Annotated in this window: 18 protein-coding genes; 13 read left to right on the forward strand and 5 right to left on the reverse strand. The window is 75.4% G+C overall.

Going from position 1 to position 21,591, the window contains the following annotated elements; translation table 11 throughout:
• Window positions 1-158: 158 nt before the first annotated feature.
• The 4 genes from ABZY91_RS27620 (at window position 159) to ABZY91_RS27635 (ending at window position 4,085) form a co-directional block, all read left to right on the forward strand.
• The gene (locus ABZY91_RS27620) at window positions 159-341 is read left to right on the forward strand and encodes a hypothetical protein (RefSeq protein WP_355405682.1); all 183 of its coding nucleotides are present in this window, start codon (window positions 159-161) and stop codon (window positions 339-341) included.
• Entirely contained in the window at window positions 338-1,546 is a 1,209-nt protein-coding gene (locus ABZY91_RS27625; RefSeq protein ID WP_329947479.1) for a sulfite oxidase, read from the forward strand. The genes ABZY91_RS27620 and ABZY91_RS27625 overlap by 4 nt, the downstream gene beginning before the upstream one ends.
• Window positions 1,543-3,066, forward strand: a complete 1,524-nt coding sequence (locus tag ABZY91_RS27630; protein ID WP_355405683.1) for an MBL fold metallo-hydrolase — start codon at window positions 1,543-1,545, stop codon at window positions 3,064-3,066. The genes ABZY91_RS27625 and ABZY91_RS27630 overlap by 4 nt, the downstream gene beginning before the upstream one ends.
• Before the next feature lie 95 nt (window positions 3,067-3,161).
• Window positions 3,162-4,085 carry a LysR family transcriptional regulator gene (locus tag ABZY91_RS27635; RefSeq protein ID WP_355405711.1) on the forward strand — a complete coding sequence of 308 codons (924 nt, stop codon included), beginning with the start codon at window positions 3,162-3,164 and terminating at the stop codon, window positions 4,083-4,085.
• Between the two features lie 97 nt (window positions 4,086-4,182).
• Here the strand turns inward: ABZY91_RS27635 and ABZY91_RS27640 are convergent, their stop codons facing one another.
• Both ABZY91_RS27640 and ABZY91_RS27645 read right to left on the reverse strand, forming a co-directional pair.
• Window positions 4,183-5,808, reverse strand: a complete 1,626-nt coding sequence (locus ABZY91_RS27640) for a hypothetical protein (RefSeq protein WP_355405712.1) — start codon at window positions 5,806-5,808, stop codon at window positions 4,183-4,185.
• 152 nt (window positions 5,809-5,960) lie between these two features.
• The gene (locus ABZY91_RS27645) at window positions 5,961-6,944 is read right to left on the reverse strand and encodes an ATP-binding cassette domain-containing protein (RefSeq protein WP_355405684.1); all 984 of its coding nucleotides are present in this window, start codon (window positions 6,942-6,944) and stop codon (window positions 5,961-5,963) included.
• A 348-nt stretch (window positions 6,945-7,292) separates the two neighbouring features.
• On the opposite strand from ABZY91_RS27645, the gene paaK reads away from it, so the two are divergent.
• The 5 genes from paaK (at window position 7,293) to galK (ending at window position 13,233) form a co-directional block, all read left to right on the forward strand.
• Window positions 7,293-8,639, forward strand: coding sequence for a phenylacetate--CoA ligase PaaK (paaK, locus tag ABZY91_RS27650; RefSeq protein ID WP_355405685.1), 1,347 nt, complete (start codon window positions 7,293-7,295; stop codon window positions 8,637-8,639).
• A 136-nt stretch (window positions 8,640-8,775) separates the two neighbouring features.
• Window positions 8,776-9,132 carry a metalloregulator ArsR/SmtB family transcription factor gene (locus tag ABZY91_RS27655; RefSeq protein ID WP_329876794.1) on the forward strand — a complete coding sequence of 119 codons (357 nt, stop codon included), beginning with the start codon at window positions 8,776-8,778 and terminating at the stop codon, window positions 9,130-9,132.
• A 189-nt stretch (window positions 9,133-9,321) separates the two neighbouring features.
• Window positions 9,322-10,695, forward strand: coding sequence for an MFS transporter (locus tag ABZY91_RS27660; RefSeq protein ID WP_355405686.1), 1,374 nt, complete (start codon window positions 9,322-9,324; stop codon window positions 10,693-10,695).
• A 235-nt stretch (window positions 10,696-10,930) separates the two neighbouring features.
• Window positions 10,931-12,097: a galactose-1-phosphate uridylyltransferase gene (gene galT / locus ABZY91_RS27665; RefSeq protein WP_355405687.1), complete on the forward strand. Its 1,167-nt coding sequence runs from the start codon at window positions 10,931-10,933 to the stop codon at window positions 12,095-12,097.
• A complete protein-coding gene (galK, locus tag ABZY91_RS27670; protein WP_355405688.1) occupies window positions 12,094-13,233 on the forward strand; it encodes a galactokinase in 1,140 nt (379 codons plus the stop codon). Before galT ends, galK begins: the two co-directional genes overlap by 4 nt.
• Window positions 13,234-13,322: 89 nt before the next feature.
• Here galK and ABZY91_RS27675 read toward each other — a convergent pair whose 3' ends face one another.
• From ABZY91_RS27675 to ABZY91_RS27685, 3 genes are all read right to left on the reverse strand, one after another.
• Entirely contained in the window at window positions 13,323-14,456 is a 1,134-nt protein-coding gene (locus ABZY91_RS27675; RefSeq protein WP_355405689.1) for a serine hydrolase domain-containing protein, read from the reverse strand.
• A gap of 302 nt (window positions 14,457-14,758) precedes the next feature.
• Window positions 14,759-16,606: a hypothetical protein gene (locus tag ABZY91_RS27680; protein WP_355405690.1), complete on the reverse strand. Its 1,848-nt coding sequence runs from the start codon at window positions 16,604-16,606 to the stop codon at window positions 14,759-14,761.
• Between the two features lie 262 nt (window positions 16,607-16,868).
• On the reverse strand, window positions 16,869-17,348 hold the full coding sequence (locus ABZY91_RS27685) for a hypothetical protein (RefSeq protein ID WP_355405691.1): 480 nt from the start codon (window positions 17,346-17,348) through the stop codon (window positions 16,869-16,871).
• 215 nt (window positions 17,349-17,563) lie between these two features.
• On the opposite strand from ABZY91_RS27685, the gene ABZY91_RS27690 reads away from it, so the two are divergent.
• From ABZY91_RS27690 to ABZY91_RS27705, 4 genes are all read left to right on the forward strand, one after another.
• On the forward strand, window positions 17,564-18,382 hold the full coding sequence (locus tag ABZY91_RS27690) for a glucose 1-dehydrogenase (protein ID WP_355405692.1): 819 nt from the start codon (window positions 17,564-17,566) through the stop codon (window positions 18,380-18,382).
• A gap of 114 nt (window positions 18,383-18,496) precedes the next feature.
• Window positions 18,497-19,516: a helix-turn-helix transcriptional regulator gene (locus ABZY91_RS27695; RefSeq protein WP_355405693.1), complete on the forward strand. Its 1,020-nt coding sequence runs from the start codon at window positions 18,497-18,499 to the stop codon at window positions 19,514-19,516.
• Between the two features lie 146 nt (window positions 19,517-19,662).
• Window positions 19,663-20,046 (forward strand): VOC family protein, encoded by a 384-nt coding sequence (locus tag ABZY91_RS27700; protein ID WP_355405694.1) that lies wholly within the window; start codon window positions 19,663-19,665, stop codon window positions 20,044-20,046.
• A 257-nt stretch (window positions 20,047-20,303) separates the two neighbouring features.
• Window positions 20,304-21,575, forward strand: coding sequence for an MFS transporter (locus ABZY91_RS27705; protein WP_355405695.1), 1,272 nt, complete (start codon window positions 20,304-20,306; stop codon window positions 21,573-21,575).
• Window positions 21,576-21,591: the final 16 nt, after the last annotated feature.

The following is a 21,591-nucleotide window of genomic DNA, read 5'->3' on the forward strand; positions in this document are numbered from 1 at the left end:
ACGGCGGCGCGCACGGTCGGGTCGGACAGTTTGGCGGTGGCGATGGTCATCCGGTCTCCCAGGGGTGAAGGGTCGGGTACCTCCTGTTTAGGGCGGCGGCCGCGCTGTACGAGCGGGCCCGGCAGCCGTACTGGGCGGCCCGGGCCAAGGCCCAGGCGGTGGTCGCCCGGCCGGGCGCGGCGGAGCCGGACCGGGTGCTGCGGGCCGAGGCGGCGGCGGTCTTCGAGGCGCTCGGCGCCCACCGGGCGCTGGCCCGACTCCGGGAGGGCGCGCCTGGCGTGGCGGGCAGGCAGGGCGTGGCGGGTGCGCCCGGGGTCGGGGCGGGCGGTGGGACGCGATGAGCGGGAGCCGGACGCGGTGGCGCCCCGACACGGTCACCGAGCGGCCCTACAACGCACAGACGCCGCCGGCCGCGCTGGCCGAACCACTCACCCCCACCGGCGCGTTCTTCGTCCGTGACCACTTCGGCGTGCCCCGGCTCACCCCCGAACGCTGGCGGCTGCGGATCCACGGCCTGGTGGAGCGAGAACTCTCGCTCACCTATGCAGAGTTGGAGCTGCTCCCGGTACGCGAACTGGACGTGGTGGTGGAGTGCGCGGGCAACGGCCGCAGCCTGATGCGGCCCCGGCCGCCCGGGCTGCCCTGGGACCAGGGGGCGGTGGGCTGCGCCCGGTTCGCCGGCGTGCCGCTCGCGGTGCTGGCGGACCGCGCCGGAGTGCGCCCGGAAGCCGTCGAACTCGTCTTCACCGGAGCCGACTTCGGCGAACTGCACGGCCGCCGCACCGCCTTCGAGCGGAGCCTCCCGGTCGACCTCGCCCGGCACCCGGACACCCTGCTCGCCACCCGCATGAACGGCACCCTGCTCAGCCCCGGCCACGGTGCGCCCGTCCGCCTCGTGGTCCCCGGCCGGTACGGGGTGGCGGACGTCAAGTGGCTGGTCGGCGTGCGGGCGGTGGCCGAACCGTTCCACGGGCCGTTCCAGGCCGAGGAGTACCTCTACCGGGGCTCGCGCGGCATGCCGGACGGCACGCCCGAGGGGCCCGTGGGTGAGATCCGGGTCAGGTCGCTGATCACCGCCCCCTCGCCGGGCGCCCGGCTGCCGGCCGGCGGCGCCTGCGTGGTGCGCGGGCGGGCCTGGTCGGGCGGCGTGCCGGTCTGCCAGGTCGAGGTGCGGATCGGCGGCGCCGACTGGCGGCAGGCCGTGCTGGTACCGGCGGGCGGGCGGTACGCGTGGGCCGAGTGGTGGTACCAGTGGACCCCGCGGGTGCCCGGCCGACGCGTCCTCCAGACCCGGGCCACTGACGCCGACGGGCACACCCAGCCGATGCGGGCGCCCTGGAACGAGCAGGGGTACGGCTGCAACCCGGTCACGGGGGTGGCGGTGGAGGTCGTCGCGGCCCCGGACGGCGAGCGGCCGGCGGAACGGGACGGCGACCGGCCCGGCGGAAACGGTGACGGAAGCGGCGGCGGAAACGGTGACGGAAGCGACCGAAGCGGCGACGGCGTCGTCGGGGGCCGGGCAGGGCGGCGAGGAGCGCGGCGATGAACCCAACGACGAAAGCAACGACGAAAGCAGCGACGGACGCGACGGCGAACGCGGCTCCGAGCGGGAACACCGTCGAACCGGTCACCACCGAGGCCCTCGGCGACACCAGCTACCTGCTGACGTCCGGCGACGAGGCGGCGCTGGTCGACCCGCAGCGGGACTGCTGGCCGCTGCTCGCCTCCTGCGCGGCGCGCGGCCTGCGGCTGCGGTACGTCCTGGAGACCCACGTGCACAACGACTACCTCTCCGGGGCCCTGGAGGTGCGCGCCGCGACCGGCGCCACCGTCGCCGGACCGGCCCGCGCCCGGTACGGCTTCGACCACCTCCCGCTCGCCGAGGGCGACGAGATCACCGTCGGCGGCCTACGCGTCCAGGCGCTGGAGACGCCCGGCCACACCGCCGAGCACACCGCCTACCTGGTGCTCGACGACGGCCCGGACGGCGGCCGTCCGATGGCGGTGTTCACCGGCGGCAGCCTGCTGGTCGGCAGCGCCGGCCGCACCGACCTGTCCGGGCCCGACCGGACCGCCGAACTGGCCCGGGCCCAGTACCGGTCGATCCGCAGGCTCTCCCGACTGCCCGGGGACACCCGGGTGTTGCCCACGCACGGGGCCGGAAGCTCCTGCGCGATCGGCGCGCCCCCGCCCGGTTCCGCCCCGGCCCGCGGTCCGTCCGGGCCCGGCGCGTCCGCGTCCGGCACGACGGTGTCCGGTGCGACCGCCTCGGGCACCGCCAGGACCAGCACCGTCGGCGACCAGCGGCGGGCCAATCCGGCGCTGCTCGTCGACGACGAGGGTGCGTTCGTGGCCGCCCGGCTGCGCGGACTGCCCCCGCCGCCCGCCTACTACCGGCGGATGGGCCCGCTCAACCGATCCGGCCCGCCCGTCCTCGGCGGCCCGCCGCCGCTGCTGCCGCTCACCGCCGAGGAGGTCCAACAGGCGCTCTGGCGTGGCGCGTCGGTGGTCGACGCGCGCGACCGCCGGGCGTACGCCGACGCCCATCTCCCCGGATCGCTCGGAGTCGAGCTGGACGGCTCCTTCGCGGCCCTGATCGGCGAGGTGGTCCCGTTCGGTACCCCGTTGGTGCTGGTGCTGCCCGAACCGGCGGCCGACGCCGCCCGGGAGGCCGTCGTCCAGCTGCTGCGGATCGGCTACGACGCGCGCCTGGTCGGCCAGTTGACCGGAGGGGTGGAACGCTGGCACGCCACCGGCCGGCAACTCGCCGCGCTGCGGACGGCCGACGTCTCCGAGGTGCCCGGCGCCCGCGCGGCCGTCCCGGGCCGACCGGTGCAGGTCCTCGACGTCCGCGCGCTCCCGGACCCGCCGGTGCCCGGCGCCCTCGCCGTCCCGCTCACCGAACTCCCCGACCGGATAACCGGGTTGCCGCCGGACCGGGAGTACTGGACGGTCTGCGGGCGGGGCCGGCGGGCGACGGTCGCGGCCGGTCTGCTGGCGGCGGCGGGTCTGCCGGTCACCGCGGTGGTCAGCGGAGGTGCGGCGGACCTGGTGCGTTGGGCGTGAGCTGCGGGGCCGGCCCCGCCCGGCGGCGGTTGCGGGCGGGCCCGGCGGCCTAGGCTGACGGCGTGAGCCAGAGCCAGAGCCAGAGCCGGAATCGTGTGAGCCCGGGTCATGCCGCCGACGCCGTGGTGCCCGCCGACCTGAACCTGCTGCGGACCTTCCTGGCGGTCCACCGGTCCGGTTCGTTCACCGCCGCCGCCCGGCTGGTCGGGCTCTCCCAGCCGACGGTGACCTCGCAGATCCGCGCGCTGGAGCGCCAGACCGGACGCGAGCTGTTCGAACGGCAGCCGCGCGGCGTCACCCCCACCCCCGCCGCCGACGAACTCGCCGCCCGCATCGCCGATCCGCTCGACGCGCTCGCGGCCGTCACCGGCGCCGGGACCGGGCCGCCGTCCGCCGCCGAGCCCGTCCATCTGGGAGGCCCGGCCGAACTGCTCTGCACCCTGGTGCTGCCCGCCCTCGCCCCGCTGATCGCCGAGGGCGTCCGGCTGCGGGTGACGCCCGGCCTCACGGAGCCGCTGCTGGACGAGCTGCGGGCCGGCCGGCACGACCTGGTGATCGCCACCGACCGCCCGCGCGGCCGTGCGCTGACCGCCGTACCGCTGGGCGACGAGGAGTTCGTCCTCGTCGCGGCACCGGTCTGGGCGGACCGCCTGGCCGGCCGGCTCGCCGTCGAGGGGCCCTCCGCCCTGCACGGGGTGCCGCTCGTCGCCTACGCCGAGGACCTGCCCATCGTGCGCCGGTACTGGCGCCACGTCTTCGGCCGCCGTCTCACCTGTCGCCCGGCGCTCACCGTGCCCGACCTGCGCGGTGTCATCGCCGCCGTCACGGCGGGCGCGGGCTTCGCGGTCGTGCCGCGCTACCTGGGCGCGTCCGGGCTGGCGTCCGGGGCACTGGTCCTGCTCGACGAGCCGGTCGACCCGCCGATCAACACCGCCTACCTCGTGCAGCGCCCGGGAGTGGTGGGCCCGGCGGTGGCCCTGGTCCGGGAGCGGCTGCTGGCCTCGGCGCGGGAGTGGTGAGCCGTCCGGCGGGCCGTCCCCGGTCGGGTCCCCGGGGGCGGCGGGCGCCGCAGACCCGGACGGCGGCCCTCCGCGGGGGTGGAGGGCCGCCGCCGGATCAGGCGCGGGCGGCGCGCCGGGCCGAGGAGGTCAGCAGCGCGACGCCCAGCAGGACCAGTGCCGCCGCGGCGACCAGCAGCGGGGAGGGCCCCGCAGGCTGACCCGCGCGCCGGACGGTTCCCATGAAGTCCAGCGCGGCGACCTGGTTCACCACCAGGTACCAGAGCGGCAGGTAGAGCGCCTGGAACAACCGGTGGGTCCGGGAGAGCGCACCCAGCGCGAGGGCCAGCGAAGGGACGAACAGGGCGCCCGCGGCCCAGGCCGCCGTCCCGTCGGCGTCGCCGGCCGCGACGAGGCGGACCAGCACCCCCGCGCCGACCAGGGCGGTGAGCACCACGCCCGAGGCCCACTCGGCCACCAGCCTCGACCGGGCGGCCGGGTAGGCGCCGAGCAGGACCTCAAGCCCGTACTCGGCCGCCCGGCTGCCCAGCCGGGACCAGAGCAGCACCGGCCAGACCCAGGCGGCCGGGAGCAGCGCGCCGACGCCCACCTCGGGCGGGACCGCGAGCCCGACGAGGCCGAGGACGGCGGCGCCCAGCCACCACCAGCGCGAGGTGTCGCCGAACAGGATCCGGACCTCTCCGGCGAGCAGGCGCCCGAACCCGGCGCCGAACCCGCCGGCGACTCCGCTGCCGAATCCGCCGAACGGTGCGCCGCCGGAGGCGGGTGCGGCAAGGGGCCGCAGGGCCGCTGCCGGGACGGGGGCGCCGGCCGGTGCGGTCGGCCCGGCCGGGACCGCCCCCGTGCCGAGGGGCACCCGACCGCCGCGGTCCGCGCCCCGGCCCGCGCCCCGCGCCGGGTCGAACCGGTGGAACCAGAGCGCGGGCAGCACCGCGACCCCGACCGCGAGCACGACCAGCAGCAGCCGCTGCGTCAGGAACCCGGCCCCGAAGGCCGCGCCGTCCCACGGGAACGGCTCCAGCGGCGCGTCCACCCTCGTCAGGCCGAGGCTGAACTCCTCGCCGCCGAGCTCGACCCCCCGCGCCGCCAGACCGTCGCTCAGCGACGCCGCGGCCGGGCCGAGACCGAGCCCGCCGAACGGCGCGCCGGGAGACTCTCCGGCGATCAGCAGGGCCGGTGCGAGGACGAACCAGGCCACGTTCCCGAGGCCGGTCCGCAACAGTGGCACGGTCTCGAAGAGGACGGCCACGGCCGCCGTCATCGCCAGCAGGGGCAGCGTCAGCACCAGGAACGGCGTCAGCAGGGCGAGCGGGTCGACGGCCCGGTCCTCGCCCCGGACGAGCTGCAGGGCGGGCGTGGTGAGCGCGAGGACGCCGAGCATCGAGCCGAGGACGAGGAGGTTGCCGAGGAACTTCGCCAGCAGCAGGTCGGCGGTCCGCAGCGGGGTGGCCGCGAGGAGCAGGCCGACGCCGGTCTCCTCGTCGCGGCCCAGGCCCTTGCGGACCACGTAGAACCCGCCGAGGGTGAGCCAGAGCGCCCCGGCGAGTGCGGTCGCCGTGCCGACGTACGCGCTGTTGTACTCGCCCCGGTGGCTGCCCAGGGCGAGGATCGCCCAGTGCCCGTCGGCGGGCGGGACGGCGAGCAGGCCGAGGCCGACGGCGGCGAGCAGGGTCACCGCGTAGGCGGGGCGCCGGACCCGGTCCCGGAAGTCGCCGAGAGCCAGCCGGGCGAGCCGGCCCGGCGTACCGGATCCGACCGGGCCGTCTCTTCCCGGCCGCCGGTCCTGCCCGCCGCCCCTGCGGAGCCCGAGGCCCGGGCCGTCTCCGCCGCCGAGCCCGGAGCGTCCGCCGCGTCCGCCGCGTCCGCCGTGCCCCGTCACCGCCGCACCTCCGGCCCGTGCGGCCCGGCCACCGGACCGGACGACGGGTCCGGGAACGCTCCCGCGCCCCGGCCCGGAGTGCCGGCGGCGCCCGTCGGGCGGACCAGCGCCAGGTACGCGTCCTCCAGGTCCGGCGCGACCGGCACGGCGTCGGCGGACGGCGCGCCGTCCGCGAGCAGCCGCAGCCGGACCCGGCCGTCGGCGGTGCGCACCATCCGGCTGACCACGTACCGCTCCTGGACGGCGGTCACCGCCGCGGGGTCGACCACCACCTCCCAGACCCGGCCGGCCTGGTCGCCCAGCAACTCCTCGGGGGTGCCCCGGCGCAGCAGCCGGCCGCTCGCGACGACCGCGATGTCCCCGGCCACCGACTCGATGTCGGAGACGATGTGGGTGGAGAGCAGCACGACACGGTCGGTGGCGAGCGTGCTCAGCAGGTTGCGGAAGCGGACCCGTTCCTCCGGGTCGAGCCCGGCGGTGGGTTCGTCGACGACGACGACCTGCGGGTCGCCGAGCAGCGCCTGGGCGATGCCGACGCGCCGCAGCATGCCGCCGGAGTACGCGCCGAGCGGCCGCCGGACCGCCCCGGTCAGGTTGACCAGGGCGAGGAGCTCGTCGATCCGGGCCCGGGCGGCGCGGGCCCGGAGGCCCTTGGCGGCGGCCAGGTAGGCCAGGAACGCGGGTGCGGTGAGGTTCGGGTGGACGCCGAAATCCTGTGGGAGGAAGCCCAGTTGGCGGCGGAGCAGGTCGGGTTCGGCGAGGACGTCGGCGCCCCGGTAGAGCACCTGGCCGGCGGTGGGCCGGGTGACGGTGGCGACGATCCGCATCAGCGAGGACTTGCCCGCCCCGTTCGGGCCGAGCAGGCCGAGCAGGCCCGGGCGGAGCCGGAGGGTGAGGCCGTCGACGGCGCGTTGGCCGCCCCGGTAGACCTTGGTGACGTCGATCAGGTCGAGTGCTGGTTCGTGTGCGAGATGGGGCATGGGCTCCGCTCTCCCGGCCGGTCGGAGGGTGGGGAAGGTGACGTGGTCGAGCCTTCCGGACCGGCGGGCCGCTGCCATCTGCCGTTCGGCAGAGATCCGCACGCGGAACGCGGCGAACCGGCCCGGCAGCCGGCCTCCGGCCCGGTCGGCCGTCCCGGCCTGCGCGGCGAGCCTTGACACGTGGTTCGGGTACTGAGTCAATGGCCGTGCCCGGCGGCAACCGAATGATCGGTCGGCTCGCCCGCGGGTCGCCTCCCCTCTGCGGCGAGGCGGCGAGGCGGCGGGACGGCAGGGCGGCAGGGCGGCAGGGCGGCAAGGCGGCGGGCGTCACGGTGCGGAGGAGACCTGATGAGCAGCAGTGGGACCGGTCCGGCCGCCTCGCGGACGCGCCTGGGGGAGTCGCCCCCGGACGCGCTGCTGGACGCCGGGGAGCGGATGACCGCCGACGAACTGAAGGCGCACCAGCTCAAGCACCTGCGGGCCACACTGCACCACGCCTACGACAACGTCGAGCTCTACCGCCGCAGGTTCGACGCCGCCGGTGTGGCGCCCGCGGACTGCCGGACCCTCGCCGACCTCGCCCGGTTCCCCTTCACGACCAAGGCGGACCTGCGCGACACCTACCCGTTCGGCATGTTCGCCGTCCCGAGGGAGCGGGTGCGCCGGATCCACGCCTCCAGCGGCACCACCGGCCGCCCGACCGTGGTCGGCTACACCGAGCACGACCTCGACGTCTGGGCCGACGTCGTGGCGCGCTCGATCCGTGCGGCGGGCGGGCGCCCCGGTCAGACGGTGCACATCGCCTACGGCTACGGGCTGTTCACCGGTGGGCTGGGTGCGCACGCCGGTGCCGAACGGGCCGGCTGCACGGTGATCCCCGCCTCGGGCGGTATGACGGCGCGTCAGGTGCAGCTGATCCAGGACCTCGGGCCCGAGATCATCATGGTCACCCCGTCCTACCTGCTCACCCTCCTCGACGAGTTCGATCGCCAGGGGGTCGACCCGCGGGCCACCTCGCTGCGGGTCGGCATCTTCGGCGCCGAGCCGTGGACGGAGGAGATGCGGGCGGAGATCGAGCGGCGGACGGGCCTCCACGCCGTCGACATATACGGCCTCTCCGAGGTGATGGGTCCGGGCGTCGCCCAGGAGTGCGTGGAGACCAAGGACGGCCTGCACATCTGGGAGGACCACTTCTACCCGGAGGTGGTGGACCCGTTCACGGACCGGGTGCTGCCGGACGGTGAGGGCGGCGAACTGGTCCTCACCTCGCTCACCAAGGAGGCGCTGCCGGTGATCCGCTACCGCACCCGCGACCTCACCCGGCTGCTGCCCGGCACCGCCCGGCCCGCGTTCCGCCGGATGGCCAAGGTCACCGGGCGCTGCGACGACATGATCATCCTGCGCGGGGTCAACGTGTTCCCGACCCAGATCGAGGAGATCGTCCTGCGGACCCCGGCCGTCGCGCCGCACTTCCAGCTCCGGCTGACCCGCCGGGGCCGCCTGGACCACATGACCGTCCGGGTGGAGGCGCGGCCCGGTGCCGGGCCCGGACAGCGGGAGGCGGCGGTGGCGGCGATCGCGCGCGACGTGAAGGACGGGGTCGGGGTGAGCGTGGACGTCGAGGTCGTGGATCCGTACAGCCTGGAGCGGTCGGTCGGCAAGATCCGCCGGGTCGCCGACCTCCGGGGGGAGTGAGGGGGTGGGCCGCGCGCCCCGTGGCCGGCGGCCGTGCGGGAGCGGCGTGCGGGAGCGGCATGCGGCGTGCGGTGCGGCGCGGATCAGTGGCCTCACGGCGGGTGAGGGCGGGCCGCGCGCCCTCTACGATGAGGCCATGAGCGGGAGCCTCCAGGTATCAGGTGCGCACGTGTCGCAGGCGTCCGGCACGGACGAGCGGCTCGACGTGGCCGCGGGTGTCCTGGCGCTGCTGGCGGACCGGACCCGGCTCGCCCTGATGCAGCGGCTGAGCGAGGGCGAGGCGGACGTGACGACACTGACCGAGTTCTGCGGCGCGGCGCGGCCGTCGGTGAGTCAGCACCTGAGCAAGCTGCGGCTGGCCGGGCTCGTGGCCACCCGCAAGGACGGTCGGCGGGTGGTGTACACGCTGCGGCACGGCCACCTGCGGCGGCTGGTGCACGAGGCGCTGAACGTCGCCGACCACCAGATCAGCGGACTGCCGCCGCACGACTAGAGCCGCCGGCGGATCGGCCGGAGTGGTCGGTGGAACGGCCCGTGGAACGGCCCGACGGCCGGGTGCCGGGCTTTCGGTGGCCTCCCCCTCTCCAATGGGTGCACACGTATGCACATATTGTCCTATCCTGAAGGAGACGTCCCTGGTTCGCGCCGTACCCGTCTGCGCGCCGAGTCGATCGGGGTTCCCATGCTCTCCGTGCTCCGCAACCGCACCTACCGACACCTCCTCACCGCCCAGGTGGTCGCCCTCGCCGGGACCGGCCTGGCCACGGTGGCGCTCGGCCTGCTGGCCTACGACCTGGCCGGTGCCTCGGCCGGTGCCGTGCTCGGGACGGCCCTGGCGATCAAGATGGCGGCGTACGTGGGGATCGCCCCGGTCGTCGCCGTGCTCGCCCACCGGATCCCCCGCCGGCGGCTGCTGGTCGCGGCCGACCTGGCCCGCGCGGCGGTGGCACTCGCACTGCCCTTCGTCACCGGCGTCTGGCAGGTCTACCTGCTGATCTTCGTCCTCCAGGCGGCCTCCGCGACGTTCACTCCGGCGTTCCAGTCGGTGATCCCCGAGGTGCTGCCCGACGAGCGCGACTACACCCGCGCGCTCTCCCTCTCCCGGCTCGCCTACGACACGGAGAGCCTGGTCAGCCCGGCCCTGGCCGCCGGCCTGCTCGCCCTGGTCGGCTACCGCTGGCTGTTCTGGGGGACGGTGATCGGGTTCCTCGCCTCGGCGGTCCTGGTGGTCTCGGTGGTCCTGCCGGTCGCGGCGGCGCGCGGGGCGGCGGGCGGCGCGCGCGGCTCGCGGGCGCCGTCCGTCGCGGCCCGGTCGCTGGAAGGACTGCGCCTCTTCCTCTCCGTCCCGCGCCTGCGGGCCCTGCTCGCCCTGGACCTCGCGGTCGCCGCCGGCGGCGCCATGGTGATCGTCAACACCGTCGTCTACGTCCGCGACCAGCTGGGCCGCCCCGCCGGGGACGTGCCGATCGCGCTCGGCGCGTACGGGGGCGGGTCGATGGCGGTCGCGCTGCTGCTGCCCCGGGTCCTGGACCGGGTGGCCGACCGCAGTGTCATGGTCCCGGCCGCCTTCGGCATCGCGGGGCTGCTCGCCGCCCTGGCCGTCCTCACCTCGACGGGCGGCGGGGGGTGGCGCTGGCCCGCGCTGCTCGCCGTCTGGGCGGGCCTCGGTGCGGCGGGCTCGCTGATCCTCACCCCCGGCGGGCGGCTGCTGCGGGCCGCGGTGCCGGCGGCGGAGCTGCCCGCCGCGTTCGCCGCCCAGTTCTCGCTGTCGCACGGCTGCTGGCTGCTCGCCTACCCCCTGGCGGGCTGGCTCGGCGCCACCGCGGGCCTCCCTGCCGCCGTCCTCGCCCTCGCGGTCCTGGCCCTGGCCGCTGCCGTTCTGGCGGTCCGTGCCTGGCGCCCCGCCCGGGACTCCCGGCCCGACACGGCCACCGGCACGGCCACCGGCCCGGCCCCGGTCGCGGCGGCTCGCCCCGGCGTGAGCGCCGGTCCGGCCCGGGCCTTCCGGCCGGTCCACCGCCACCGGCCCGCGTCCGGTGCGTCGCTGCCGCGTTGAGCGTCCTGCCGTGGGGGACCGGCCGCGCTACCCGTCTCCTCCCTCGCCCCCTGGCGTGCGGAACGTCTTGACCGGCGGGCCCCGTCGCGCCGGGCGTCCCGTCCGCGCGCCTTCGCCACGGGCCCTTGCCCGAGGTGAAACCGGATCGTGCGACGATGGGTGCAGCAGTGTTGGTAAATGTTCGATATTGTTTGGCCATGTTGTTGAAGGGGAGTTCCATGCAAGGGAGCAGGACATGGCCGGAACGGTGACCGGGGAGACCGACCTGGCCGGCTCGACCACCAGGACCGTCGCCACGCTGGCCGACGGCCGCGAACTGATCTACTTCGACCGCGGGGCGGCCCCCGCCGGCCGGGACGCGGTCGACCGGCGGCCGCTCGAAGCCGCCGCGCCGTCCTCGGAAGTGCGGCTCGACCCGCTGACCGGCGCCTGGGTGACCGTCGCCGCGCACCGCCAGGTCCGCACCTACCACCCGCCCGCCGACCAGTGCCCGCTCTGCCCCTCGCGCGACGGGCGGCTCAGCGAGATCCCGGCCTCGGACTACCAGGTCGCGGTCTTCGAGAACCGGTTCCCCTCGCTGGCCGGACACCCCGACACGCACCCCGTCCGACCCAGTCTCGGCGACCCGCTGCACGCCACCCGCCCCGGGGCCGGCCGCTGCGAGGTGGTCTGCTTCACCGCCGACCACGACGCCTCCTTCGCCGACCTCGACGAGGACCGCGCCCGGCTGGTACTCGACGCCTGGACCGACCGCACTGCCGAACTCTCCACCCTGGGGGGCGTCCAGCAGGTCTACTGCTTCGAGAACCGGGGCGCCGAGATCGGCGTCACCCTCGCCCACCCGCACGGCCAGATCTACGCGCTGCCGTTCACCACGCCGCGCACCGCCCACATGATCGACCGGGCCGCCCGGCACCGCGCCGCCACCGGGCGCAACCTCTTCGAGGACCTCGTCGCCGCCGAACGCGCCGACGGGGAGAGGGTCGTGCTCGCCGGTGAGCACTGGACGGCCTTCGTCCCCTTCGCGCCCCGCTGGCCCTACGAGGTCCACCTCCACCCGCACCGCAGGGTCCCCGACCTCACCCGGCTGGACGAAGCCGAACGCGAAGAACTCCCCGGTATCTACCTGGAGTTGCTGCGCCGCTTCGACCGCCTCTTCGGCGACGGCGAACGCCGCGTCCCGGCCCCGTACATCTCCGCCTGGCACCAGGCCCCGGTCGTCGGCGGCGACGAACTCGGCCTGCACCTCGAACTGTTCACCGTCCGGCGGACCGCCGACAAGCTCAAGTACCTGGCCGGCACCGAGTCCGGCATGGAAGCCTTCATGAACGACGTCGCCCCCGAGGACGCCGCCCGGCGTCTGCGGGAGGTCGCGTCCACCACCGGTGGAGAGCAGCGATGACCACGACCACCCTCTTCGCCGAGCTGTTCGGCCACGCCCCCGACGGCGCCTGGGCGGCGCCCGGCCGGGTCAACCTGATCGGTGAACACACCGACTACAACGACGGGTTCGTCCTGCCGATCGCCCTGCCGCAGGCCGTCCGCGTGCAGGCCCGCCGCCGCCCCGACACCCTGCTGCGCCTGCACTCCTCCCGGACCCCGGGCGAGATCGTCGAGCTGGACGTGGCCGCGCTGGAGCCCGGCGGAGTGGCGGGCTGGGCCGCGTACCCCGCCGCGGTCGTGTGGACCCTGCGGGAGGCCGGTCACCCCGTCGGCGGCGCCGACCTGCTGATCGACAGCGACGTGCCCGCCGGCGCGGGCCTCTCGTCCTCCGCCGCGCTCGAATGCGCGGTCGCCCTCGCCTACAACGACCTGTACGGGCTCGGCCTGGACGCGCGCCGGCTCGCGCTGCTCTCCCAGCGGGCGGAGAACGCGTTCGTCGGCGTGCCGTGCGGGATCATGGACCAGATGGCCTCGATGGCCTGTCGCGCCGGGGCCGCACTCCACCTGGACGCCCGCGACCTCTCCGTCCGGCACGTCCCGCTCGACCTCGCGGGTGCGGGCCTGGCCCTGCTCGTCATCGACACGCGGGTGCAGCACGACCTCGCCGACGGCGCCTACGCCGCGCTGCGGGCGGGCTGCGAGCGGGCGGCCGTCCTGCTCGGGGTGGCGGCGCTGCGCGACCTCTCGGGGTTCGACCTTCCGCTCGCACTGCAACAACTCCCGGACGAGCTGCGCCCGTTGGTCCGCCACGTGGTGACCGAGAACGAGCGGGTCGAGCACGCCGTCGCGGAGTTGGAGCGGCACGGCCCGGCCGCCCTCGGCCCGATCCTCACCGCCGGTCACGCCTCCCTGCGGGACGACTACCGGGTGTCCTGCGCCGAGACCGACCTCGCCGCCGCCACGGCCGTCGCCGCCGGGGCCCTCGGGGCCCGGATGACCGGCGGGGGCTTCGGCGGCTCGGTGATCGCCCTGGTGGAGACGGGAGTGGCGGAGGCGGTGGCCAAGGAGGTCGTCGCGGCGTTCGCGGCCGCCGGCCATGCCGAGCCGCACCTCTACACGGTGATCCCCTCGGAGGGGGCCCGCCGGTTGGCGTGAGGCCCGGCCCGGCCGGCGGCCCTTCGGCCGGTCCGCCCGGCCGCGCTGCGCCGCCGGCCTGCGCTGCAGGCCGGCGGCCCGGCTGCCGGTCAGCCGCAGAACTCGGCCTCGGCGAGCTTGAGTTTGCCGGTGAACCAGTCGGCGTTGGCGTTGAACGCGACGGCGTGCCGGCCGTCCCGGGTGGTCAGCGCGAGGGTCGACGACCCGTGGATGCCGCCGTCGTGCCCCCAGACGGCGACCCCGCAGGACAGCGTCCCGCCGCCGATGCCGAGCCCGCCGGCGCCCTCCGTGGTGAGCATCTCGCCCAACTCGGCCGGCGGGAGCAGCCGTCCGCGCATCAGCGCGGAGAGGAAGCGGGTGAGGTCGTCGGTCGTGGAGATGATCTCCCCGGCGGCCCCGGCCATCGACGGGTTGAGTTCGGTCGTCTCCACGGGCGTCGGCGAGCCGCCGAACAGCTTCGAGTAGCCGCGCGCGTGCGGTCGTGGCACGGCGGTCGCGGTGCCGGGCACGCTGGTGCCGCCCAGCCCCAGCGGCCGGATGATCCGCCGCTCGATCTCCGTGCCGTACGGGCGTCCGGTCACCTCGGCGACGATCATCCCGGCCAGGACGTAGTTGGTGTTGGAGTACTCGCGCTTCGTCCCCGGCGCGAAGACGGGCGGGTGCGACACGGCGAGCCGCACCAGTTCCGCCGGTGTGTAGGTGTCGTAGCGGTGGCTCAGGAACTGCGGAGTGAACAGCGCCGCCGCCATTCCGGGGTCGTCGTCGTAGGCGAACAGTCCGCTGGAGTGGTCGAGCAGTTGCCGGACGCTGATCGCCGAGCCGTCGTTCCCGTTCCCGCTCACCACCCCGGGCAGCCACGTCTCCACGGTGTCGTCGAGGTCGAGCCGCCCCTCCGCCTGGAGTTGGAGGAGGACGGTCGCGACGAACATCTTCGTCACGCTGCCGATCCGGAACCGCTCCCGGGCCGACCGCGGCTGCCCGGTCGCGGTGTCGGCCGTCCCGACCGCCACCGACCGGCTCCCGTGCGGACGGGTCGCCGTGGCGATCATCCCGGGCAATCCCTCGGTCCGCACGGCCGCCTCCATCGCGGCCACCGTCCCGTCGCGTTCCGGCCCGCCCCGTCCCGATCCGGCCGCCGCCGCGGGCAGGGCCGTTCCGAGCACCACCGCCGAGGCCACCGTCGCAACGCCCACCCCGCGCCGAAGCGCGCTGTGCCGAGTCATGTGCATCTCTCCTGAGGTCCGTAGCCCTCGTCCCCCGCCCCTGAACACGTGGACGGCCCGCAGGGACCGGGGGTTCCTGCGGGCCGTCCGTCCGCGCGCAAACCGTCCCCGCGGACGACCCGCCCCGGAGGCGGGGCGTGCGGGAGACCCTTAGGGTCCGCAGCCCGACGACCGCTGACGGCCTCCGCCGTGTCCGCGGCCCCCGATGCCCCCGGCAGGGGGCTCCGGCTGCCCTCGGAGCGGTCTCGGGACTGCGCGTGCGGCACCCCCGGGACTGCCCTCGAAGCGTCCGCGGCGCTGCCTCAACGCTTGCGCCAAAGCGCCCAGTTCTGCTGGGTGTCGGTCCGGTCGACGTACCAGCCGGCGGGGTGCGCGGGCCAGTAGGCCTCGGGCTCCTGCCCCTGGCCGGGCAGGGGGGTGACGACCGCGGTGGCCGCCGGGGGGAGCGGCTGCCAGCGGGGGTCGAGGTACCAGACGCGGCCCCGGTAGACCTCGAAGGTCTGGGTGGTGCGCAGGGTCCATTCGAGGTCCCAGACGAAGACGACGCTGTCGTCGGGCTTCAGCCCCGCGCTGTGGGTGAAGCCGGTGGCCAGGGGCTTGCGCCAGGCCGAGTGCGGCTGGGAGACGCGTTCGGTGATCGTCGCGGTGGCGAACCCGGCGAACAGGACCAGCGAGACGCCGACCGCCCAGAAGGCCCTGCGTCCCCCGGCGGTCCGGATCAGGAGGACGGCGCAGAAGATGACGAGTGCGGCCGTGCTGGCCCGGACCATGGAGAGCCGGCCCCAGTCCGCGGTGAGGAACGACACGTCCGGCAGCGTCCAGAGCACGAAGCCCTGGGTCCGCAGCTTCGAGCCTGCCGAGCCGATCACCAGGACGGCGAGGAGCGCGATCAGCCCGGTCGTCGCCGCCGCGGACCTGCCGAGTGCGCGCCGGCCGCAGCGGGCGACGACCGCGACGCCCGTCACGAAGGCCGCCGGCACGAGGTAGGAGGTGTAGCGGGCGTAGACCCAGTTGTCGATGCGCCCGTCGTCCGGAAGGGCCGCGGCGGAGGCCAGGGCGGTGCCGACGAGGAGCGCCACCAGGACGCCGCCGGTGATGCGGTGCGGGAGCGGCGTGCGGCGGCTGAACACGGCGAACAGGCAGGCGACGACGGCCAGTCCGCCGATTCCCCAGGTGGAGACGGTGAAGTACCAGATCTGGCCGGCTGTCCTGGTGAGGGTCCGCTGGGTGGCCTCCGGGTCGGTGAGGCCCTTCCACAGGAAGCCGCCGACGTCGCTGTCCTCGACGGTGAACTGCGCGTGCAGCCAACGGGCCAGCAACTCGGTGCCGAGCGCGCCGGCCCCCAGGGCCCCGAGGCCGGCGACGGCCGTGCGCCACGGAGCCTGGCGGAACAGCAGGACGCCGGCGAACACGGCGGCGGTCAGGGCGACGACCACGCCGCCGCGGTCGTGCGTGGCCATCGCGTAGGCGGCGGCGGCACCCGCCCCGGCGGCGTACCGGGTACGGCCGCGCGCCGGCCCGTCGGTGAGCCAGCCGTGCAGGCAGAGCAGCCAGGCGAGGATCAGCGCGGGCAGGACGGCGTCCGTGAGCGCGAACTGCGAGTAGAAGACCACCGGCGGCAGCAGCGCGGTGGCGGCGCCGAAGGCGTACGCGGCGCCGCGCTGCAGGCCGAGGCGCCGCAGGGCGGCGTAGGCGAGCGGGAGGACCAGTGCGCTGACCAGGGCGTTGATCCCGAGGACCAGGTGGTACGCCGTCACCGGGTCGTCGGCGATCCGCAGGGCGGGGGAGATCAGCAGCGCGTAGCCGCCGGGGATGACCACGCCGACCGGCATCTCGGTGGTGGGGCGGCCCGCGAGGACGCGTGCCAGGATCAGGTACGACTCCTCGTCCGGGTGGACCGACGGGTAGTCGAGGTGCCGGACGAGGACGAGCCGGAAGAGGACCTGGACGAGGTACCCGGCGGCCAGCGCGGCGGGCCAGAACCAGCGGCGGAGGCGGAGCACCGCCAACCGCCGTATCACCCGGTCCGCGAGTCCGGTCGGCGGTACGGCGGCGGGGGACCCGTCCCGGGTCTCCCGCGGCGTCTCGGCGGCGTCCGCCGTCCCTTCCGCTCCCGCGGTCCTCGCGGTGGGTGTGGTGACCTGCCCCATCGAACTCTGCTCCTCCCAGGCCGACCTGGCCGTATCCCGCTCCCCGGGGTACGGCGGGTGCGTCGAACCGTAGCGCGGGCCTGTGCGGCCCACGTACGCAGGATGACTATATATGTCGTTCACCTGCATATGCGGATCGTGCGGATCCGGAAGGTGCGGCGGGCGGGACCGGCGGCCGGAGGCGCTCCCGAAGGGGCAGGGCGGAGTCCCCGGGGCGGCGGCCGACGGATCACGGGCGGACGCCCGGCCCGTCACCCGTCGTTCATTCGCCCGTGATCCGGCGGCCGACGGCCCGCTGACCCCGCGCCAGCCACCGCACGGGCCAGTGCAGCAGCACGGCCAGGCAGAGCAGCCACCCGCCCGCGTGCACCGCCCAGACGCCCGCCATGGTGGGGCCGCCCCAGGCCTGGTGGTAGTCGCTGCCCAGGTACCAGACCGGGTAGCCGAAGTTGCGGACCGAGTTGAACAGCGCGTACCCGATCAGCGCGAAGGCCGCCACGTCCAGCGGGAGCCCGAGCGCGGCGCGGCCCAGCACCCGGCCGCCGGTCCACCCCCGGCCGCCGGAGAGCCGGCCCTGCCAGTGGGCGGCCCGCCCGGGCCGACCGGTCAGGGTCAGGGCGACCGCCGCCAGGCCCACCGGCAGCGCCAGGAAGGCGCCGGCCGCAGTGCGGAGGGCGGGGCGGAGAGCGGTGCGGAGGGCGCCGCTGGGGGCGGGGCGGACGGTACGGCGGATCGGGGACATCGGTGGGCTCCTCGCCCTCGTGCGGCTGATGTCCTCACCCTCCCGTCCCCGTGCTCCCGCCGTCGTGGCACCGGGGGGCCAACCCCGGTGTAGTACCCGGGTCCGACGTCACCCGTCCCGCGTCACCCCGTGTCCGGGCGGCGAGGGTGGTCCTGCCGGACCCGGGGTCGGATCGGGCCTGGTTGGGGCAGGCGGGTGGCCGCGAAGGTGGAGCCATGACCGAGAACGACGGAACCAGGACCACCCGCAACGACCACCGCACCCCCGGATCGGCCGGTGAATTCGACGGCAGGACCGTGCTGATCACCGGCGGGACCAGCGGCATGGGCCTCGCCACCGCCCGCCACCTCCTCGCATCCGGCGCCGAGGTGGTGATCACCGGCCGTGACGAGGCCAGGCTGCGCCGGGCCGAAGCCGAACTGGCCTCCGGGGAAAGGGTGTTCGCCGTACGCGCCGACTCCGCGAAGCCGGCCGACCTGGCCCGCCTGGCCGACCTCGTGGGGGAGCGCCACGGGCGGCTCGACGGCGTCTTCGCCAACGCCGGTGTCGGCATCTTCGAGCTGCCGACCGACGTGACCGAGAAGTCCTTCGACCACACCGTCGACGTCAACTTCAAGGGTGTCTTCTTCACCGTCCAGCACGCGCTGCCGCTGCTGGAGGCCGCCGGCGGCGGATCCGTCGTCCTGAACGCCTCCTGGACGCTCCACCGCGGCCTGCCCAACGCCCCGGTGTACGCGGCGACCAAGGCGGCCGTCCACAACCTGGCCCGCACCCTGGGCAACGAGTTCGCCGGGCGCGGCATCCGGGTCAACTCGGTGAGCCCGGGCTACATCGTCACCGAGATGTTCGACGCGGTCATCACCGAACAGTCCGCGAAGGACGCCGTGCTGGCGCAGGTGCCGCTGGGCCGGCTGGGCGAGGCCGAGGACATCGCGGAGACGGTGGCCTTCCTGCTCTCGTCCCGTTCCTCCTACGTCACCGGGCAGGACTTCGTGGTGGACGGCGGCGTGGTGGCGGTCGCCGGCAGCTGGTGACGCCGCTGCCGGGGGCGGCCCGGGCCGCGGGCGCGCCGGGGCGGCCCGGCCCCTCACTCAGCCTGGTTCCGGCAGGACCAGGCTGAGGGAGCCCCGAGCAGAGAGAATCGTCCTATGAGCAGCACAGCGATCAGCCTCAACGAGTTCCTGCGGACCCGACGCTCCCGGCTCCGGCCCGAGGACGTCGACCTGCCGGACTACGGCGGTCGCCGCCGGGTGTCGGGGCTGCGCCGCGAGGAACTCGCCCAGCTCGCCGGCGTGAGCGTCGACTACTACACCCGGCTCGAACAGGGGCGGGTGGGCAACCCCTCGGACGCCGTGCTCGACGCCGTCGCCCGCGCGCTGCGGCTCGACCCGGAGGAGGCCCGGCACCTGCACCGGCTCGCCCGCACCGCGCCGGGTGGCGGCAGCGGCCGGGCGTCGACGGCCAGGGCGTCGGCGGCCCGGGCCGCCGCGGCGCCGCAGCGGGTCCGGCCGACGCTCGCCCGGCTGCTCGACGCCATGATCGACGTGCCGGCCGTGGTGATGGGCCGGCGCATGGACATCCTGGCCTGGAACCGCGCCGCCGTGGCCCTGTTCGGCGACTACGGCGCACTCGACCCGGCCGAGCGGAACATCGCCCGCATCACCTACCTCGATCCGGCCTCGCGCGAGCTGTACGAGGACTGGGTCGGCTGCGCGCGGGAGAACGCCGCCTTCCTGCACCTGGAGGCCGGGCGCCGGCCGGACGACCCCAGGCTCGCCGAGCTGATCGGCGAACTGTCCATGCGCAGCCCGGAGTTCCGCCAGTGGTGGGCCGAGCACCCGGTCCGCGACAAGACGTCCGGCAGGAAGGGGTTCCGGCACCCGCTGGTCGGGCGGATGGAACTGGTCTACGAGACGCTGCGCTCGGCGGACGACCCGGACCAGGCCCTGGTCACGTACACGGCCGAGCGCGGCAGCCCGTCGGACGACGCCCTGCGGATGCTGATCGCCTGGAACGCCGACCGGGAGCCGGTGCAGGACCGCGACCGCTCCCCGAACCCGGAGCGGGCCCGTGGCGGGGCCCCGTTCGCCGACCGCGCCGCCCCCCGCTCCGCCGACCGTGCCCCGGGCCCGGCTCGGCCCGACGGCGGCACCGGGCCGGCGGCGTAGGTCAGGGACCGCGTGACCGGTCGGTCCGGTCCGGCCCGGTCACGCGGTCTCCGAACGGCACCCCACGCACCCCAAAGTGCGCTCTTCTGCGGGGGAGTTCACCCGCATACGGTGATCCGGTAACCGACAGCTACCAGGGATCACCGATGACCATCCTCAAGACCTACGCCCGCCTCTGGTCCGACGGCCTCGACCAGGCCCTTCCCCTCCTGCGCACCCTGACCGGCGCCGAACCCGACCTGCTCTTCCGCTTCCACGAGATCGAACTGGCCGCCATCGGCGACTTCCTGGTCATCGCCGGACCGCCCGCCGAGCGCGCCAAGTACGCGCACGCCTCGGCGACGGTCGTGGTCTCCGACCTCGACGAGCTCAGCGACACGCTGACCGCCGCCGGGGCCGTCGTCACCACGCCGGAGACCGCCTCCCCGACCGGTCGCTTCCTCTACGCCCGGCACGTGGACGGCGCCGAGGTCGAGTACGTGGAGTGGGTACCGGACCTGGTCCGCCGGATCGTCCACCGCGAACCCTGAGACGGACCCGCCGCCGCCAACCGTCGCCTCGTCAGATGCCGTGGTTCGGAGGGGTCGTGAAGATCCGCTCCGGCGCCGTGCCCACACCGGCCCCGCAGGAATATCTCAGTTGCAGGCGTCACGTTTCTGACTGATCCTTGCCCCATTCGACGAGCAAGGGGAGGGCGACGTGGCGCTGATTCCGGTCCCGGCCTGCCAGGACACCGGCGAGGAGCCGCTCGCCCGGATGCGCACGCACGGGCGGGAGCATCCTGCTCGTGATCGATGAGTTCACGACGAAGGCCACCTACGGCCAGGTCTTCGCGGTCACCCGGTTCCGTGCCGTCTTCGCCGGTCGGCTGCTCGGCGTCATGTCGGACACCCTGCGGTCCGTCGCACTGGCGGTGCTGGTGTTCGACCGGACCGCATCGCCGTTGCTGACGGCGATGACGATGACGATCGGTTTCCTCCCCCAGGCCGTGGGCGGCCTGTTCCTCGCCGCGATGGCGGACCGGTTCTCGCCGCGGACCCTCATCAGCACGGGTTACGCACTCCAGTGCGCGGTCGGGCTGGTGCTCGCGTCCGGCCGCCTCCCGGTCGCGGCGGCCCTGGCGCTCGTCGCGGCCGTGGCCTGCCTGACACCCGTCACCACCGGGGCCGCGGGCCGGGTCCTGGCGGAGATCCTCACCGGCGACACCTACGTGCTGGGGCGTTCGCTGTCCTACCTCGTCGCGGTCTCGGCGCAGATGGTGGGCATGGCCGCCGGCGGGGCGCTGGTGGTGTGGCTGGGTGTGGAGCGGACGATGCTGGTCACCGCAGGGGCGCACCTGATCGCGTCGGTGATCAGCCGCCTGTACCTGTCGGGACCGAAGGCGGGTCGTACGGGCGGGTCCACGGCGGGCGGGTCCACGGCGGGCGGGTCGGCGGCGGTGGGCGGATCGTTGGTGGCCGGCGGGTCGATCGTGCGGAGGACCCTGCAGGGCAACGCCGCGCTCGTCGCCGCGCCCGGGGTCCTCAAGCTGATCATGGTCCAGTGCCTGCCCGCCGCGTACCTGGCCGCGGCGGGGAGCCTGCTCATCCCGTACGCCGCGCAGCGCGGGTTCGGCCCGACGGAGACCGGCACCCTCCTGGCCGCCACGTCCGTCGGCATGCTCATCGGCGACGTCGTCGTCGGGCGGGCGTTCGCGCCCGCCACCCGGGAACGCCTCGTCCTGCCCCTGCTGCTGGTGATGGGCGCGCCCCCGGTCACGCTCGTGCTGGACCTGCCGTATCCGGCGGTCGCCGCCGCGTACGTGATCACCGGCGTGGGGTCCGCCTACCTGCTCGGCCTTCAGCGGCGCTTCCTGGAGGCGGTCCCGTCCCACCTCCAGGGGCAGAGTTTCGCCCTGCTCAACACCACCACCATGACCATCCAGGGGGTCGGACCCCTGGTCTTCGGCGTGTTCGCGGAGTTCCTTCCGGTCGGCCTCGCCATCGCCCTGACCGGGGTGAGCAGTGTGACCACCACCCTCCTCCTGCGCTCCGCGATCCGCCCACGCCCGTCCGGCTGATCACCGTGTCACGGGG

Source organism: Kitasatospora sp. NPDC002965, from assembly GCF_040611255.1.
In the GTDB taxonomy this organism is placed as follows: Bacteria; Actinomycetota; Actinomycetes; order Streptomycetales; family Streptomycetaceae; genus Kitasatospora.